This is a genomic window from Micromonospora sp. C28SCA-DRY-2, assembly GCF_030519475.1.
Taxonomy (GTDB): domain Bacteria; phylum Actinomycetota; class Actinomycetes; order Mycobacteriales; family Micromonosporaceae; genus Micromonospora.
This window is the reverse complement of record NZ_JAUMKD010000003.1, coordinates 80,887-95,278: the sequence shown is the minus strand read 5'-3', so window position 1 is coordinate 95,278 and position 14,392 is coordinate 80,887. Positions and strand designations below refer to the sequence as shown.

The 14,392-nt window shown below is 73.1% G+C and carries 11 protein-coding genes; 6 read left to right on the top strand and 5 right to left on the bottom strand.

The window, feature by feature from the left end; genetic code table 11:
• Nucleotides 1-8: 8 nt before the first annotated feature.
• Entirely contained in the window at nucleotides 9-209 is a 201-nt protein-coding gene (locus Q3W71_RS14160; RefSeq protein WP_302919774.1) for a DUF397 domain-containing protein, read from the bottom strand.
• A complete protein-coding gene (locus Q3W71_RS14155) occupies nucleotides 202-1,089 on the bottom strand; it encodes a helix-turn-helix transcriptional regulator (protein WP_302919773.1) in 888 nt (295 codons plus the stop codon). The genes Q3W71_RS14160 and Q3W71_RS14155 overlap by 8 nt, the downstream gene beginning before the upstream one ends.
• 264 nt (nucleotides 1,090-1,353) lie before the next feature.
• On the opposite strand from Q3W71_RS14155, the gene Q3W71_RS14150 reads away from it, so the two are divergent.
• The 4 genes from Q3W71_RS14150 to Q3W71_RS14135 all read left to right on the top strand — a co-directional run bounded on the left by Q3W71_RS14150 (nucleotide 1,354) and on the right by Q3W71_RS14135 (nucleotide 2,624).
• Nucleotides 1,354-1,650, top strand: a complete 297-nt coding sequence (locus Q3W71_RS14150) for a DivIVA domain-containing protein (RefSeq protein ID WP_302919772.1) — start codon at nucleotides 1,354-1,356, stop codon at nucleotides 1,648-1,650.
• Nucleotides 1,647-1,898 (top strand): hypothetical protein, encoded by a 252-nt coding sequence (locus Q3W71_RS14145; protein ID WP_302919771.1) that lies wholly within the window; start codon nucleotides 1,647-1,649, stop codon nucleotides 1,896-1,898. The genes Q3W71_RS14150 and Q3W71_RS14145 overlap by 4 nt, the downstream gene beginning before the upstream one ends.
• Before the next feature lie 59 nt (nucleotides 1,899-1,957).
• Nucleotides 1,958-2,338 (top strand): hypothetical protein, encoded by a 381-nt coding sequence (locus Q3W71_RS14140; RefSeq protein WP_302919770.1) that lies wholly within the window; start codon nucleotides 1,958-1,960, stop codon nucleotides 2,336-2,338.
• Between the two features lie 109 nt (nucleotides 2,339-2,447).
• Nucleotides 2,448-2,624 (top strand): hypothetical protein, encoded by a 177-nt coding sequence (locus tag Q3W71_RS14135; protein ID WP_302919769.1) that lies wholly within the window; start codon nucleotides 2,448-2,450, stop codon nucleotides 2,622-2,624.
• Nucleotides 2,625-3,008: 384 nt separating this feature from the next.
• Here the strand turns inward: Q3W71_RS14135 and Q3W71_RS14130 are convergent, their stop codons facing one another.
• Entirely contained in the window at nucleotides 3,009-3,263 is a 255-nt protein-coding gene (locus Q3W71_RS14130) for a hypothetical protein (protein WP_302919768.1), read from the bottom strand.
• Between the two features lie 34 nt (nucleotides 3,264-3,297).
• On the opposite strand from Q3W71_RS14130, the gene Q3W71_RS14125 reads away from it, so the two are divergent.
• Nucleotides 3,298-3,633, top strand: a complete 336-nt coding sequence (locus Q3W71_RS14125) for a hypothetical protein (RefSeq protein ID WP_302919767.1) — start codon at nucleotides 3,298-3,300, stop codon at nucleotides 3,631-3,633.
• Nucleotides 3,634-3,876: 243 nt separating this feature from the next.
• Here the strand turns inward: Q3W71_RS14125 and Q3W71_RS14120 are convergent, their stop codons facing one another.
• Nucleotides 3,877-6,558, bottom strand: coding sequence for a DUF6493 family protein (locus tag Q3W71_RS14120; protein WP_302919766.1), 2,682 nt, complete (start codon nucleotides 6,556-6,558; stop codon nucleotides 3,877-3,879).
• Nucleotides 6,551-7,897 (bottom strand): SWIM zinc finger family protein, encoded by a 1,347-nt coding sequence (locus Q3W71_RS14115; protein WP_302919765.1) that lies wholly within the window; start codon nucleotides 7,895-7,897, stop codon nucleotides 6,551-6,553. The genes Q3W71_RS14120 and Q3W71_RS14115 overlap by 8 nt, the downstream gene beginning before the upstream one ends.
• A 482-nt stretch (nucleotides 7,898-8,379) precedes the next feature.
• Between Q3W71_RS14115 and Q3W71_RS14110 the strand changes: the two genes are divergently transcribed.
• Nucleotides 8,380-14,388, top strand: a complete 6,009-nt coding sequence (locus Q3W71_RS14110; RefSeq protein ID WP_302919764.1) for a DUF4011 domain-containing protein — start codon at nucleotides 8,380-8,382, stop codon at nucleotides 14,386-14,388.
• Nucleotides 14,389-14,392: the final 4 nt, after the last annotated feature.

The following is a 14,392-nucleotide window of genomic DNA, read 5'->3' as shown; positions in this document are numbered from 1 at the left end:
ATCTCGTCTCACACCGAGGATCGGAAGCCTACAATCTTCACGAACCTCGCCCAAGGTTGCGGCGCGAACATCAATGCCGGTCCGTTGGGGTCCTTGGAGTCGCGGACGGCGACGATGCCGGGGAGGTTGGTGGCGACCTCGACACAGGCACCGCCGTTGTCGCCGCTGCGGCTGCTCTTGCGCCAGATGGCGCCGGTCAGGTCAGTCATGCCGCATCTCCCCGGTGATCCTCTTGATCATGTCCTTCGATTCTGCCTCGCCGAGGGCGAGCGCATCCAGCCCTCGCCACACGCGTTCGTAGGCGGTCAACTCGTCGGGCTTGTCGAGGTAGAGCGCCCCGGTCAGCGACTCGCTGTAGACGATTGAGGGTTCAGGGGCGGCCCGACCGCCTTTGGTGGGCGGGAAGTCGAGGATCATGAAGGTGCCCGCAACTGCCCCGGGCTGCGGTCCTGCCGCCAGGGGTAGCACCCGAACGGACACATTCGGCAGTTCAGACAGTTTGAGTAGATGCTCGAGCTGGGAGGTCATCACAGCCGACCCACCGACAGTGCGGCGAAGCACCGCCTCCGACACCACCGATTCCAATCGGGGAGCCGCTGGGAGTCGCCGCATGAGCAGTGCCTGCCGCTGTAGACGCACCTGAACGGCTCGCTCACGCTCGTCGTCGCTGAGTATCCGCCCGAGCCGGAAGAGCGCGTCGGCGTAGCCTTTCGTTTGCAGGATTCCCGGGATCAGCGACTCGTCGAAGCCCCTGAGCCGGGAGGCCGCGGATTCCAGGCCGACATACAACTCGAACCAGCTCGGCACCGCGTCCCCGTACGCGTGCCACCAGCCCTTCGACTTCGTCTCCGCGGCCAGCCCGCGCATCGCCTCGGTCATCTCCGGCGAGACCCCGTACAGCTCGCACATCGCCTTGACGTCGAGCACCCGGACCGGGCCCATGCCGCACTCGAGACGCCAGATCTTCTGCCGGCTGTATTCGAGGGCCTCAGCGGCAGCGTCGAGGGTTACCCCGGCTTCGTTGCGGAACTGGCGCAGCAGCCGGCCAAGCTGCCGGCGCGGCACGGTCGATCCAATCTCCTCGGCCACCGGCACACTCCTTGATTCCATGGCATAACACTGCGTGATGTGCTTCTGCAACACCTACGTGGTTCAACAAAGAAAGTCAATGCACACTGCCGAAATTGCGGCCTGGAACGTTGCGCATCCACTCCGGACTGCCACAGGATGGCCACAGCGCGGCGGCCGGGATCCCCCGAACCGGTCGCCGCCCCCCGACTCACTCCAACTGAGCAGCCCGGTGTCGTGCCGGGATGAGCTGTGCTGCACCCAGGACGAGAAAGGCAGGCTGACATGAGCGTTCGCAACCAGAGGTCGTTCCCAGTTAGCGCCGGGACGACCTACCGCTCCGCCACGTACCGCAGCCTGCTGCCGTGGCAGGTGCGCGAGCGCCGCTTTCCGCCCGCCCGGCTCGGACGCCGCGGCCTGAACCCCGACGACGTGTACGCCTTCCTCGACCGGGTCGCCCTCGACATGACCGCACTCCACGACGCCCTCGCCGAGAGCCGCCGGGAAACCGCGCGGATCAAGCTCGCGCTGCGCACCTGGCAGTCCGACCAGCCCAGCGCCGACCAGGACCCCGCACGATGACCCAGCGGTACGTCATCCACCTGCCCGTGGTCGCCGCTGACCTGCCGGCCGCGCAGCGCCTGGCCCGGGTCATCGGCCGCTGGATGTCCGTGCTGCCGATGACCGACCCGGGGGAGACCACCGTTTCCGAGGAGGACCGGCAGTTCCTCCGTCACCGGGTCTTCTGCGACCTGCGGCTGCCCGGCGGCGGGCGCTGCGTGCTCCGCGACGGTCACGACGGCGAGTGCTCCCGCCGCCTGCGCCGCTGACGCAACCCGACGAACAGTCGAAGCCCGCCTCCGGCCCGGACCGCGCATAGTCTTCAGCAATGAACACACCGGACCTGACACCCCGCGTGCTCGTGATCGGTCTCGATCCGTACCGGGTGCCCGGGCCGTGGGACCCCAAGCCGGTAGCCGACGGCATCGAAGCCGGGCGGACCCGATTCGCCGAGCACGGCGTGGGGGCCGAGTTCTGCTTGTTCGGTCTCGACGGCAGCGACGACATGGCGGCGGTCGTCACCGCTGCCCTTCGCGCCCGGGCTTGGGAGTGCGTCGTCATCGGTGGCGGTGTCCGCAATCAGCTGGACCTGTTCGAGCGCGTGGTAAACCTGGTGCACCGGCATGCTCCCGACGCGGCGATCGCCTTCAACACCACCCCGGCGGACACCTTCGAGGCAGCCGCCCGCTGGGTGGAGATTCCGGGCTGAACGCGGGCCAAGGTCAGCGCGGGCCGGGCGGCCAGGCCCGCATCGCCTCGTCAACGACGTCGAGCAACTGCGGGCGCGGGGCGCCGGCGTTCGACATGGCCGAGAGGCCGTGCCAGACGCACTGGACGTACGCGGTCAGCGCCGCGACGGACGTCGACCGGGGCAGCTCGCCCGTCCGGACCGCCTGCTCGATCCGCTCGCGCAGCGCGTCGGCGTCGGCCTGCTGGAGCCGGGCGACCGTCTGGCGTACGTCGATGGTGTCCGCCCGCCGAGCACGCAGCGCTGAACACGTTCACGCCCCACTACGAGCGCTATCGGGCGCTGCGGATCCCCGTCGACATCCTGGCCGGCACCCTCAGCGCGGCCGCCGGTGCTCCCTACGCCGAAGCCCTCGACCGGTTCGTCTCGGCCATGCCCCGGGCGCGCCTGACCTGGATGGAGGGGCTCAATCACCTCGCCCATGTCGAGGCACCCGCCGCTCTCGCGGCACACCTGTAGGCGATATCCGCACGCGGCGGGCGGTGAACCCGGGCTCGATGGAAATTGAAAGAGAATCCAGGTCGTACCAGCGCGGCCGCGCGCACCGCCGACGACACGCTCCTGTTTCCAGCAGGTGAGTGTCGCCGGCGATGCGCTCCGGCTCGCGCCAGGGCGTGCCTTGCCTATGGAACTAATAGCACTTGACGCCGCTGGACGGGCTGGTCACGTACCATTCGTGCTGCCCGTAACCGGTCCGCTTGGTGTAGCAGTTCTTTTTCGGCCAGTTCCATTGGCAGGCCACCCAGCTGCCGTCGCCGGAGGTCTTCGTGCGGTTGTTCTGGCAGATGTACGTGTTGCCGCTGCCGGTCCACTGCCCCAGCTTGAAGTAGCCGTTGGCCTTGTCGTTCCGGACGTAGATGGCCCGCCGGTCGAACCGGATACACATGGTCGCGTTGTATCCTGATGGGAAGTAGCACTGCATGTTGCTGGCGGTCGCTCCGGACCACACCGTCGACTTCGAGACGTTGGTCCCGTTCTTCCAGTACAGCGACCCGGCGGACGCCGCAGGTGCGGTAACCGTCGCGGAAGCCACCGCCAGCGTGGTTCCCAACAGGGCCGAGCAGGCCACCGAGCGGAGACGTGTCATGGTCTCTCCCTTCCGGGGATTTCGTTCCGGCAGCACCGGCCGGAAACAGCAGATCGATCGCACCCTCGGAACCGTCCACTTGCCACTGTCGTGCGGCTGGATCGGTATCCTCGTGCGGCTGATTCTGGCAGAAGTATTTCGAGGGATGACGATGGCTGACGCAACTTGAGGGAATCTTGAGTTTGAATGCTCAAGCGGTGCTCTGTCTCATATGGTTGTGCAACCACACGAGACGAGGGTGTGCGAGAGCGGCGAACCCGCGGTTCGAGCAGCGAGTGGACCGGAGCGGCGTTGGTGTGGTTCCCGAAGGGCAGCGCCGGTGAGGATGGCTCAGCGACGAACCAGAACCTGAAACCGGAGACCTCGCGGCCACACGCTGGAGCTACGCCCGGCCCGGATCTCGCGGCACGAGTCAGGCGCTGGCGGTGCGGGCGGTGAAGCGTCGGGCGGCCTCGGTGAGCCGGTTCCGCCGGGGATCGGCGGCGAGCGCGGCAAGGCCCGGCAGGTCGACCGGGCGGTCGCCCGGTGCGGTGTCGGCAGCGAGGCTGACCAGGTCAGCCAGGCCCGGTCTGGCCCCGGCGGGCAGCAGCATCGGCAGCGCCGCCGACGTGACCTGCCAGACCGCCTCACGCTCACCGGCCCTGAGCACCTCGGTCAGCGGCTGGACGACCCGCTGCAGCACGACCCGACCGGCGGCGGCGAGGGCACCGAGCTCCGCCCCGATGCCGGCGCTGTCCCAGTCCGGCCGGGCAGCGAGGGTGATCAGCGCGTCTCCGGCCGCCAGCCGTACGGGTTGCCGGTGGTTGGCGAGCGCGTACGCCATGATCGACCACATCGCCGGGCCGGGCGGGCCGTCGGCGGCGGCGAGGCCGGTGAGGATCCCGGTGGACAGGTTGCCCCGCTCCACCGCCGCGGCCACGAACGGCTGGAGGTGCGCGGCCATGACCTCCCGGTGCGACGGCGCGATCATCGGCCACAGTGCCAGGTCGCCCGTCCACCGGCTGTGGTTGATCCGCTGGGCCGCGTCGAGCGGCTCGGCAAGTTCGGCCGGCAGGCCGGTCGGGTCCAGCATCGCGACCCGCCGGCCGGACCGGTGCGGCTGGTGGCCGACCTCCTCCACCCAGGTGCGCGGCTCGAACCGGGTGGCCAGCGCCGCGGCGAACCGGCGCCCGCCGGGGGAGACGAGACGCCGCGCGCCCGCCTGGACGACCTCGTCCACCTCGCGCGGCAGCCGCAGGATGGCCTGCGTCAGGTCGGCGTGGCCCGGCTGCCAGCCGTCGTCCTCGGCCGTGCGCAGCAGGTCGAGCACCCGAGCGGGATCGACGTGCCCGGCGACGGTGGCCGGCGTGGCCAGCAGCGCCGGCGGCGGCTCCTTGAGGAGCCGTTCGGCGAGTTCGGTGACCCGGCTTTCCAGGAAGCGCGTCACCGGATGCGGCTCCGCCCACCGGTACGGCGCCTCAGCCGACACGTAGCTGCCGGCGGCGGCGGCGACCACGGCCGGCCACGGTCCGGTCCACTGCGGGACCATCGGCCTCAGCACCCGCTCGGCGGCGGCGCGGTCGCCCCGCGCCGCCCGCACCAGCCCGTCGAGCAGCAACTCGTACCGGACGGGATCGTCGTTGCCCTTGCGGAACACGATCGCCACTTCGCCGGCGAGCGCGCCGAGGTCCAGCGGCGGTGGCATCTCCGCCGGCGGCTCCGCGACGCGCGGCGCAACGGCGACGGGAGCGGGCGGCGCGGCGCCGAGCAGCCCGGCGAGCCGGTGCGCGACCGCGCCGTCGAGCGCCGGCAGTTCGTCCCGCAGCCGGTTCCGGGACTCCGCCGACAGCGCCGGCAGCCCTCGCTCGATCAGGTCGAGGGTGCCTTCGGCGAGTTCGGGCACCGGATGGAACAGCCCGACCACCAGCCCGTCCAGCAGCGGCTCGAGCGGAAGCGTCCGTAGCCACGTCAGATGTGCCCGCACCAGCGTCTTCTCCTGGCGGGCCAGCATGCTCTGGGTGATCTCCAGCAGGGCTGCCGGATCCAGCGCGGACACCCGGTGCAGGTCGCGCAGCCCGGCGTACGCGAGGTTCGCGACCGTCGACATCGGTGCGGTCAGCAGGCCGATCAGTTCCTGCCGGTGCCCGGCCAACTCGTCGACCGTCGGTGCCAGTTGCTTGAGCAGATCGAGGTACGGCTGGAGCAGCCCCTTCCGCCCGCCGGCCCGCAACCGGCGCAGGCACCCCGCGATGAGCACCCGCCGGTCGATCCGGCCGCTGGCGGCCAGCTCGAGCAGGGCCGGCGGCCAGTCCCGGCCGGCGACGCCGGTGGCGAAGGCGACGGCCACCCGGTCGTCGTCGAAGAGGTACGGCACCACGTGGTCGAGCCACGGGTCGGCGGCCAGGGCAGCGGCCAGCGACGGGTTGCCCCGCCGCAGCGCCACGTACTGCGCCACGGCGGCGGGCGTGTCCGGCGGCCCGGCACCCACGGCCCGCATGAGCGCCTCGGTGAACGGCCAGTGAGCGGCCCCCCGGATCCGCGAGCCGGACCGGCGCAGCAGGTGCCGGGCCAGGCTGGCAGCCCAGTCGGCGCCGCGCGCCCGGAGCAGGCCGGGCACCATCTCGGCTGACACCCGCAGTGACGGGCCCGCGGACCACGGTCGGTACATCCGCTTGACCGCGTCGGCGACGGTGGGAGCGCAGGCGAGCACGGCCATGGCGAGGGCCGCGTGGCGGCGCTCGTTCAGCTCCCTGGCCTCGTGCATGGCCTGCCACTCCAGTCGCTGCTTCTCGAAGCCGCGCTGGCGTTCCTGCCGCTGCGACCGCTGGCGCGCCATGAGCGCCCGGATCCCGGCGAGGTCGCGGGGAATCTCCTCCCCGGGAGCGGTCATGAACACGAAACCGAAGGAGCCCGACGTGGGCAGCTCCGGCTCCGGCTCGGGCTCGGGCTCGGGCAGCACGACCGGCTTCGGCTCGGCGCGGGTCGGCGTGTGCGCCTCCAGCGCCGGCAGCAGGGTGGCCCGCCCGCCGGCGTCCAGACCGGCGAGCGTCTCCCCGAGCGCGTCGAAGTCGGCCGCGTCGATTCGCGCGCACACCTCGCGCCACACGTCACGCACCGCCCGTCACCCCGTTCTCCTCGCTGAACATCGCCGCCACGACGTGCTTGCACGGCCCGCGCAAGCCCTGATGCTCGGCCCACCAGGCGCAGGTGCAGGCGTACCCGGCGCCGCGCCGGTGCACGAGATAGGTGGAACCCCCGGAGGTGACCTCCACGCCCGCGTCGGTCGGCACCACCCCGCCCGCCGCCCCCAGCGCCCGTGCCGCCGCCAGCCGTGGATGCAGTGCGGCCACGAGATCGGCCCGGTAGGGCAGCGGACGGTGGAACGACGACGCCGCCGCGATGTCGTAGCCCACCTGGCCCGCCGTGGCGAGGGCGGCGAGGGCGGCGGTGGCCCGCGTACCGTCCCAGTCCATCCGCTCGGCGACCGACGACCGGTCGACGACCGGGTCGGTGACCAGCAGGGCGTTCAAGGCTTCGGCGTCGGTGTCGGCCGACCCGGCCCCGAGGTCGGCCAGCAGCTGACCGTCCCCGGCGAAGCCGTGCTGCACGGCGGTCGACAGCAGCAGCGTGAACCGGGCCGTGCCGAAGTCGAGCACCCAGCCGCTCACCTGGGCCGGCGCGCCGCTGACCGGCGGCGCGTAGAGGGTGACGGTGCGCGCGAGGGGAAGCAGCGGACGCAGTACCGACAGGCGGTATCCGTCCGCCACGCAGATCGCGCCGCGATCCGGCCGGCTCGTGGAGCGCCACCCGGTCGCGGCCGGCAGCAACCACCGCGTCCGCCGGCCGGTACGCGCCGACACCTCGGCCAGCAGCGCCACCGCGCGTCCCGGACGCAGCTCCAACCGGGGGTCCATCGGCAGCGCGTGCGCCGACACCTCGGCCAGCCCGCGCAGCCACCGCTCCGGCAGCGGCACCCGCTTCTCGACCACGCGCCCGTCGAGCGTCGACACGGCGAGCTCGTCCTCGCCGACCGCCAGGCGCACCGGGTCCCCGGCCCCGACGCGGGTCAGCGCGGTGTACAACCCGGGGTTGACGTCCACGTTGGTCACACCGCGGCCCACCGGTGCGCCGTCCAGCTCCTCGGCGGTCAGGTCCAGTCGCCCGTACACGCCGCCGCAGGCCGACAGCGCCTCCAGTCGCAGCCGTTCGCCGTCGCCGGTGACCACCGGATCGCGCCCGCCCGGACTCCGCACCGGCCGGAAGTCGGCGGCCGCGATGTCGGCCAGTGCCAGCAGCCCGCCGGCCACCACCCGGGGCGTACGCACGAAACCGGCGAAGAAGGTCTGCCCGTCGACCCGGTCCGGCGCCGACGTGGCAAGGGCCACGGTGTCGCCGACCACGCCCGACGCGTGCCGGTAGATCCTGGTGTCCACCACGGACGGGCTCGCACTCAATGCTCGATCCTTTCTGAGGTCCCGCCGCGCGGTGTCCGGGAATGGTGCCACGCGCCGCGCAGGCCGCGCTGTCCCCGGCGTCCGTCCACAACACGTCGACGGTGACCCCGGCTCCGGCGGCGAGCGGTACGCGGCAGCTAACCCGACCCGTACGACATTTCCCCGGCGACGAGCACTGTCCGCTCCGCCCCGGCCGGCGGCGGTGAGTGCTCCCGCCGGCCGCGCCGCTGGCCCGACCTCGTCGGGTGCCCGCCGGCGAGCAGGAGGGTCGTCGGCAGGCTGCTGCAACCTGGCCGGCGGCCGGCAGCCGGCGGCGTGGGCCCAGCGGATCGGGCGGCGAGCCGAGGTCGGCGGGTCACCGACGGTAGCGGCAGTCGAGACGGTCGAGCCGTGGTCCTCGGCGCCGGGGTGACGGGCGGGTCCACCGGTCGGCTGACCGTTAGGCTGGCCCTTTCCTGGCCGTGCCACCTGGAGAAACGCCCATGTCCGACAGCGTCTTCGCGCAGTTCACCGCCGACGACGACCAGCTCGCCGTCGCGTTGCTCGTGCAGCCGGCGATCAACGCCGCCCTGGTGCACAACCGGGTGCCGCTGGTCCGCCACCTCACGCTGGTCAACCGGGGCACCGAGCCGCTGGCGGACGTGACGCTGGCCCTGGAGCTGCTGGGGCCGGACGGCGCGCTCACCGAGCCGTGGACGCGTACCCTCACCGCGCCGCTGCGGCCCGGCGCGAGCACCGGCTGGGACGACTTCCGCGACCTCACCCCGGACCGCGCGCTGCTCTACCGCACCGACGAGGCGTTCCCGGTGGACTACCGCCTCACCGTCGAGGCAGGCGACGAGGAACTGCGGCTGGTCGCGCCGAGTGCGGTGCTCGCGCACAACGAGTGGTTCAACAGCCCGGCCCTCTACGACAGCCTGGCCGCCTTCGTGCAGCCCAACACCCGGGCGGTGGAGGCGGTGCTGCGGTCGGCGGCGCAGCTCCTGCTCGCGCGGACCGGCTCCGGGTCGCTGCAGGGCTACCAGGAGGGCTCGGAGCGGGCGGCGCTGATCGCCGGTGCCGTGTACGAGGCGCTGCGCCGACTGGAGATCACCTACCAGACCCTGCCCGCGTCGTTCGAGAACAGCGGCCAGAAGGTCCGCACCACGGCCGCGGTGCTGGACGGGCGGCTCGGCAACTGCCTCGACCTCTCCGTCACCTACGCCGCGTGCCTGGAGGCGGCCGGCCTGCACCCGCTCGTCTTCATCAGCGAGGGGCACGCCTTCGGCGGGTTCCTGCTGGAGGAGGAGCGGCTCGGCGCGGCCGCCGTCACGGAGACGAACCTGCTGATCTCGATGGTCGAGTCGGGCCGGGCGGTGCCGGTCGAGCTGACCCGCATCGGGCCAGGCGCCCAGTCCGCGACGTTCACCGAGGCGGTACGGGTCGGGCTCGGCCACTTCCGCGGCGAGGCGCACCGGCTGCACGGCGTGGTCGACGTCCACCTGGCGCACCGCTCCGGCATCCGCCCGCTGCCGTCGACCGACGAGCTGGCCGCGCCGGTCGAGAGCCAGGCGATCACGGACACCGACACCGCCGCCTCCCTCGACCTGCCGCCGGGTGTCGCCGCCGCCAAGCTGCGCCAGCTCGCCGACGAGGGCGACGAGGTGCCGCAGCCCTCCGACGGCTCGCCGGCGCGCATCCAGCAGTGGCGCAAGTCCCTGCTCGACCTGAGCCTGCGCAACCCGCTGCTCAACCTGCCCAAGCGCGGCCGGGGCCTCGACCTGCACGTGCCGGCCGGCGCGCTCGCGCTGCTCGACGACCTCGTCCACGACGGCCGCCAGGTGCAGGTCATCCCGCAGGACGCCATCAGCCACGTCCACGAGCTGGCCGGGGCGCGCCGGGCGCAGGACCTCGACGCGGAGATCCTCACCCGGGAGCTGCGCACCGACCGCCGGGTCTACGGGGCGGTCACCGAGGCCCGCTACAAGACCGTCATGCGGGCGTTGCAGCGCGAGGCGCGCACGATGGAGCAGGAGACCGGCAGCAACTACCTCTACCTGACCATCGGCACGCTCGTGCACACCAAGACCAGTGGGGGAGAGGCGTACGCGCCGCTGTTCCTGCTGCCGGTGCGCATCGAGGGCGGCGCCGGCCGCCGCCCGTACGCGCTGGTGATCGACGGCACTGAGGTGGCCAGCCCCAACCACTGCCTGGTCGAGTGGCTGCGGGTCAAGCACGGCGTACGCATCCGGGAGCTGGAGCAGCCGGTCCTCGACGAGCACGGCATCGACATCGCCAAGACCCTGGCCGCGATCAACACCGGGCTGGTCGACAACCGGCTGAACTACCGCATCGACGAGACGGCCAGCCTGCGGCTGCTGCAGTTCTCGACCTTCCAGATGTGGCGGGACCTCGGCGACCACTGGCCCCGGTTCCTGGAGAACCCGGTCGTGCGGCACCTGGTGGAGTCCTCCGGCGCCACCTTCGACGACCCGGCCCGCCCCGAACCGCAGGTGGAGGTGGCCGTCGACGAGGCGGAGCTGCACCTGCCGATCCCCGCCGACGGCTCCCAGATGCAGGCCATCGTGATGGCCGAGCGCGGCCAGTCCTTCGTCCTGGAGGGACCGCCCGGCACCGGCAAGTCGCAGACAATCACGAACATGATCGCCCGCGCGGTCGCCGCCGGCCGGTCGGTGCTGTTCGTCGCCGAGAAGCAGGCCGCCCTCGAGGTCGTGAAGCGGCGCCTAAAGCAGATCGGCCTCGGACCGTTCGCCCTGGACCTGCACGGGCGCAAGCAGTCGCTCAACGCGATCCGCCAGCAGCTCCGCGACGCCCTCGACCAGTACGACGCCGGCGGCGACGGCGACTGGACGGCCGTCGAGACGGCCTACCGGACCCGCCTCGCCCCGCTGGTCGAGTACCCGGAGCAGGTCCACGCCGCCAATCCCGCCGGGATGTCGCTCTGGTCGGCCTACGAGCAGGTCCTCGCGTACGGCGACGGTCCGGCCGCGCCGATCCCGGTGAGCTACCTGCACGCGCCCGGCGAGGTACGCGCCCGGGTGGAGCGGACCCTGCGCGAGTTCCCGGCCGCCGCCCGCTCGGCGCGGGTCCGGCCCGAGCACCCCTGGGCGCTCAGCGGCTGCCGCGACCTCGACGGGCTGCACGCCGCGGCCGTCACCGAGATCGCCGCCGAACTCGAACGACTCCGCGCCGACCTCGACCGCCACCCGCACCTGGTCGGGCTGCTGCGGACGCTGCCCGCCCCGGAGGCCGTCACCGAGCTGCAGGCCGGCGCCTGGCTCGCCGTACGTGGGCTGCTGCCGGACCGGGAGACCACCCGGCGCGCCGGCGACCGGCGGTGGGACGAGGCGGCGGCCCGGCTCCAGGCCGACCTGGCCGCCTTCCACCAGGGCTTCGCCGGTGAGCTGGCCACCTTCCGGCCCGACGTGTACGCCCGCCCGGAGTTGACCGCCTGGCACGCCGAGGCGGAGGAGGCGGCGAAGAAGCTGTTCGGCAAGCGCAAGCGCCGCCAGGCCGTCGTCGACAGGCTGGCCGTCCACCTGGTCGCCGGCGCGACGCTCGACGTCGACCGGGTGGAGGTGACCACCGGCCGGCTGGTCGCCGCGCAGGCGCAGGCCGCCGCGCTGCACCAGCACGCGGTGACGCTGGGCGGCCTGCACCTGCCCGGCTGGCGGCCCACCGACCCCGGCGCGCCGCAGCGGCTGGCCGAGGCGGTCGAGGCGACCCGGGCCGGCCGGGCGCTGCTGGCCCGGCACCCGCAGGCGTGGGAGCTGTTCCAGCGCGGGGTCACCGACGCCGACGCGGCCCTGCTGGACCGGGTCGCCGCCCGGTGGCGGGCCTGGCGTGGCGTGCTGCGCTCCGCGGAGCCCGAGCTGGCGCTGTGGGCCGGCGGTGCGCACTGGGTCGACGCCTGGCAGCGCGACGGCGCGACCTGGCTGCACGACCTGCGCGCCGAGGAGCTGTTCCCGCTGCGCCGCTGGGCGACCGTGCTCACCCACACCGACGTGCTCGCCGCCGCCGGCCTCACCGACTACCGGGACCGGCTGCTGCGCGCCGAGGTGACCGGGCAGCTCGCCGAGGAGGCGTACCGGCGCGGGGTGGCCGCGGCGTCCCTCGCCGAGCGGGTCCGGGCCGGCGGCCTGCAGTACTTCGACCCGGAGCTGCACGACGACGAGATCGCCCAGTTCGAGGCGGCGGCCGGTGAGTTGCGGTCCGCGCTGCCCGAGCGCCTGCCGTCGGTGCTGGTCCGCCGCCGCCCGTTCAGCCCGACCGACCGGCGCGGCCGCTTCGCCGACTTCGCCGCGGAGCTGCGCCGCAAGCGCGGCGGCCGGTCCTTCCGGGAGCTGTTCGAGCTGTACCCGGACGCGGTGCTGGCGCTGACCCCGTGCGTGCTCGTCAGCCCCGCCTCGGCGGCGAACTTCCTGGCCCCGGGAAGCCAGCGCTTCGACCTGGTCATCTTCGACGAGGCGTCGCAGATCCGGGTCGCCGAGGCGATCGGCGCGATGGGTCGCGGCAGCGCCGTGGTGGTCGTCGGCGACTCCCGGCAGATGCCGCCGACCAGCATCATGCAGGCCAGCCACACCACCGACGAGGTCGACGACGGCGACGGCCCGGTCCTGGAGGACCTGGAGAGCATCCTCAGCGAGGCCGTCGAGTCGGGCCTGCCGCAGCGCTGGCTGTCCTGGCACTACCGCAGCCACGACGAGTCGCTGATCGCCTTCTCCAACCGCTACTACTACGACAACAAGCTCTCCAGCCTCCCGTCACCCGGCGCCAGCGGCTCCGCCGGCATCACCTGGCGCCGCGTGGACGGCCAGTACGACCGGGGCGGCTCACGGACCAACGAGGTCGAGGCGCGGGCGATCCTCGCGGACATCACCCGGCGCCTGCACGACCCGGCCACCGCCGGCCAGTCCATCGGCGTGGTCACCTTCAACATCCAGCAGCGCGACCTCATCCTCAACCTGCTGGAGGACAGCACCGACCCGGTCATCCGCGAGCACCTCTCCGGCGCCGTCCCGGAGCCCGTCTTCGTCAAGAACCTGGAGAACGTGCAGGGCGACGAGCGGGACGTGGTCCTGTTCTCGCTGGCGTTCTCCACCAACCCGGAGACCGGCCAGCTCCCGCTGAACTTCGGCCCGCTCAGCCAGGCCGGCGGTGAACGCCGGCTCAACGTGGCCATCACCCGGGCCCGCCGACAGGTCGTGCTCTTCTCGTCGTTCGACCCGTCCGACATCGACCTGGCCCGCACCTCCGCGGTGGGCACCCAGCACCTGCGGGCGTACTGCGAGATGGCCGCCGCCGGCGCGGACCGCCTGGGCGACCTGGCCACCGACCGGACCGAGCGGCGCAGCCGGATCCGCGACGAGGTCGCGGCCGCGCTGCGCGCGCACGGCTACGAGGTACGGACCTCGCACGGACTGTCCGACTTCACGGTGGACATCGCCGTGCGCCGGCCGGGTTCGGATCGCTGGCAGGTGGCCGTCATGCTGGACGGTCCCGACTGGAGCGCCCGCCCGACGGTGGCCGACCGGGACTCCGCGCCGGGCCTGCTCCGGTCGATCATGGGCTGGCCGGAGGTCGTCCGGTTCTGGCTGCCCGCGTGGATCCGCGACCGGTCGGCGCTGCTGCGGCGGGTGGGCGAGGCGGTCGCCCGAGCCGAGGCCGCCGCGGCCGAGCCGGTGGAGGCCGCCGCGCCCGGCAAGGAGGTCGAGCTGCCGTCCCCGCGAACCGGTGCGGAGGCCGGGCCGGCGCCCTGCGCGGAGATGGTGGAGCAGCCGCACTCGACGGACGACGTCGAGTTGTCGCGGCCACCCGCGGCGGAGCAGACCGAACCCGCCGCGGGCGCTCCGCCGCCACCCGTCACCGGCCTGGCCGCCGCGCCGGCACCCGTCGCGATCGCACCGCCGGCGGCCGCCGGCGGCATCGCGGTCAGCCCCTTCGTCCCGTACGCCCCGACGCCGCTCGGTGACCAGAGCGACCTCGACCTGATCGGCGGCGACCAGCGGGTGCGCGGGCTGGTCCGGGAGGCGTTGCGCGAGATCATCGCCGCCGAGGGGCCGATCGAACAGCACCGGCTCGCCCGGCTGGCGCTGGCCCGGTTCGGTTTCCTCCGGACCCGGGAGGACCGACGCGTCGCCGTGCTCGCCCTCGTCGACGCGCGCCGACTCCACGACCACCCCACCGTCGGCCGGTACGCCTGGCCGGAGGGGACGGACCCGCAGACCTACCGCGCGTACCGGGTCACCCAGGCCAGCAACGACCGGGCGTTCGAGGAGATCGCGCCGGAGGAGGTGGCGAACGCGTTCGTGCACGTGCTCCAGGATGTGCCGCGCATCGACGAGGAGCGGCTGCTGCGCGCCGGGCTGGAGCGCCTCGGCTACCGGCGGCGCACCGACAAGATCGAGAAGCTGCTCCGGTACGGCCTCCAGGTCGCCCTGACCAGCGGCCGCCTCCGGTACGACGGGGAGGGGCGCATCACGCTCGGCTGACCGA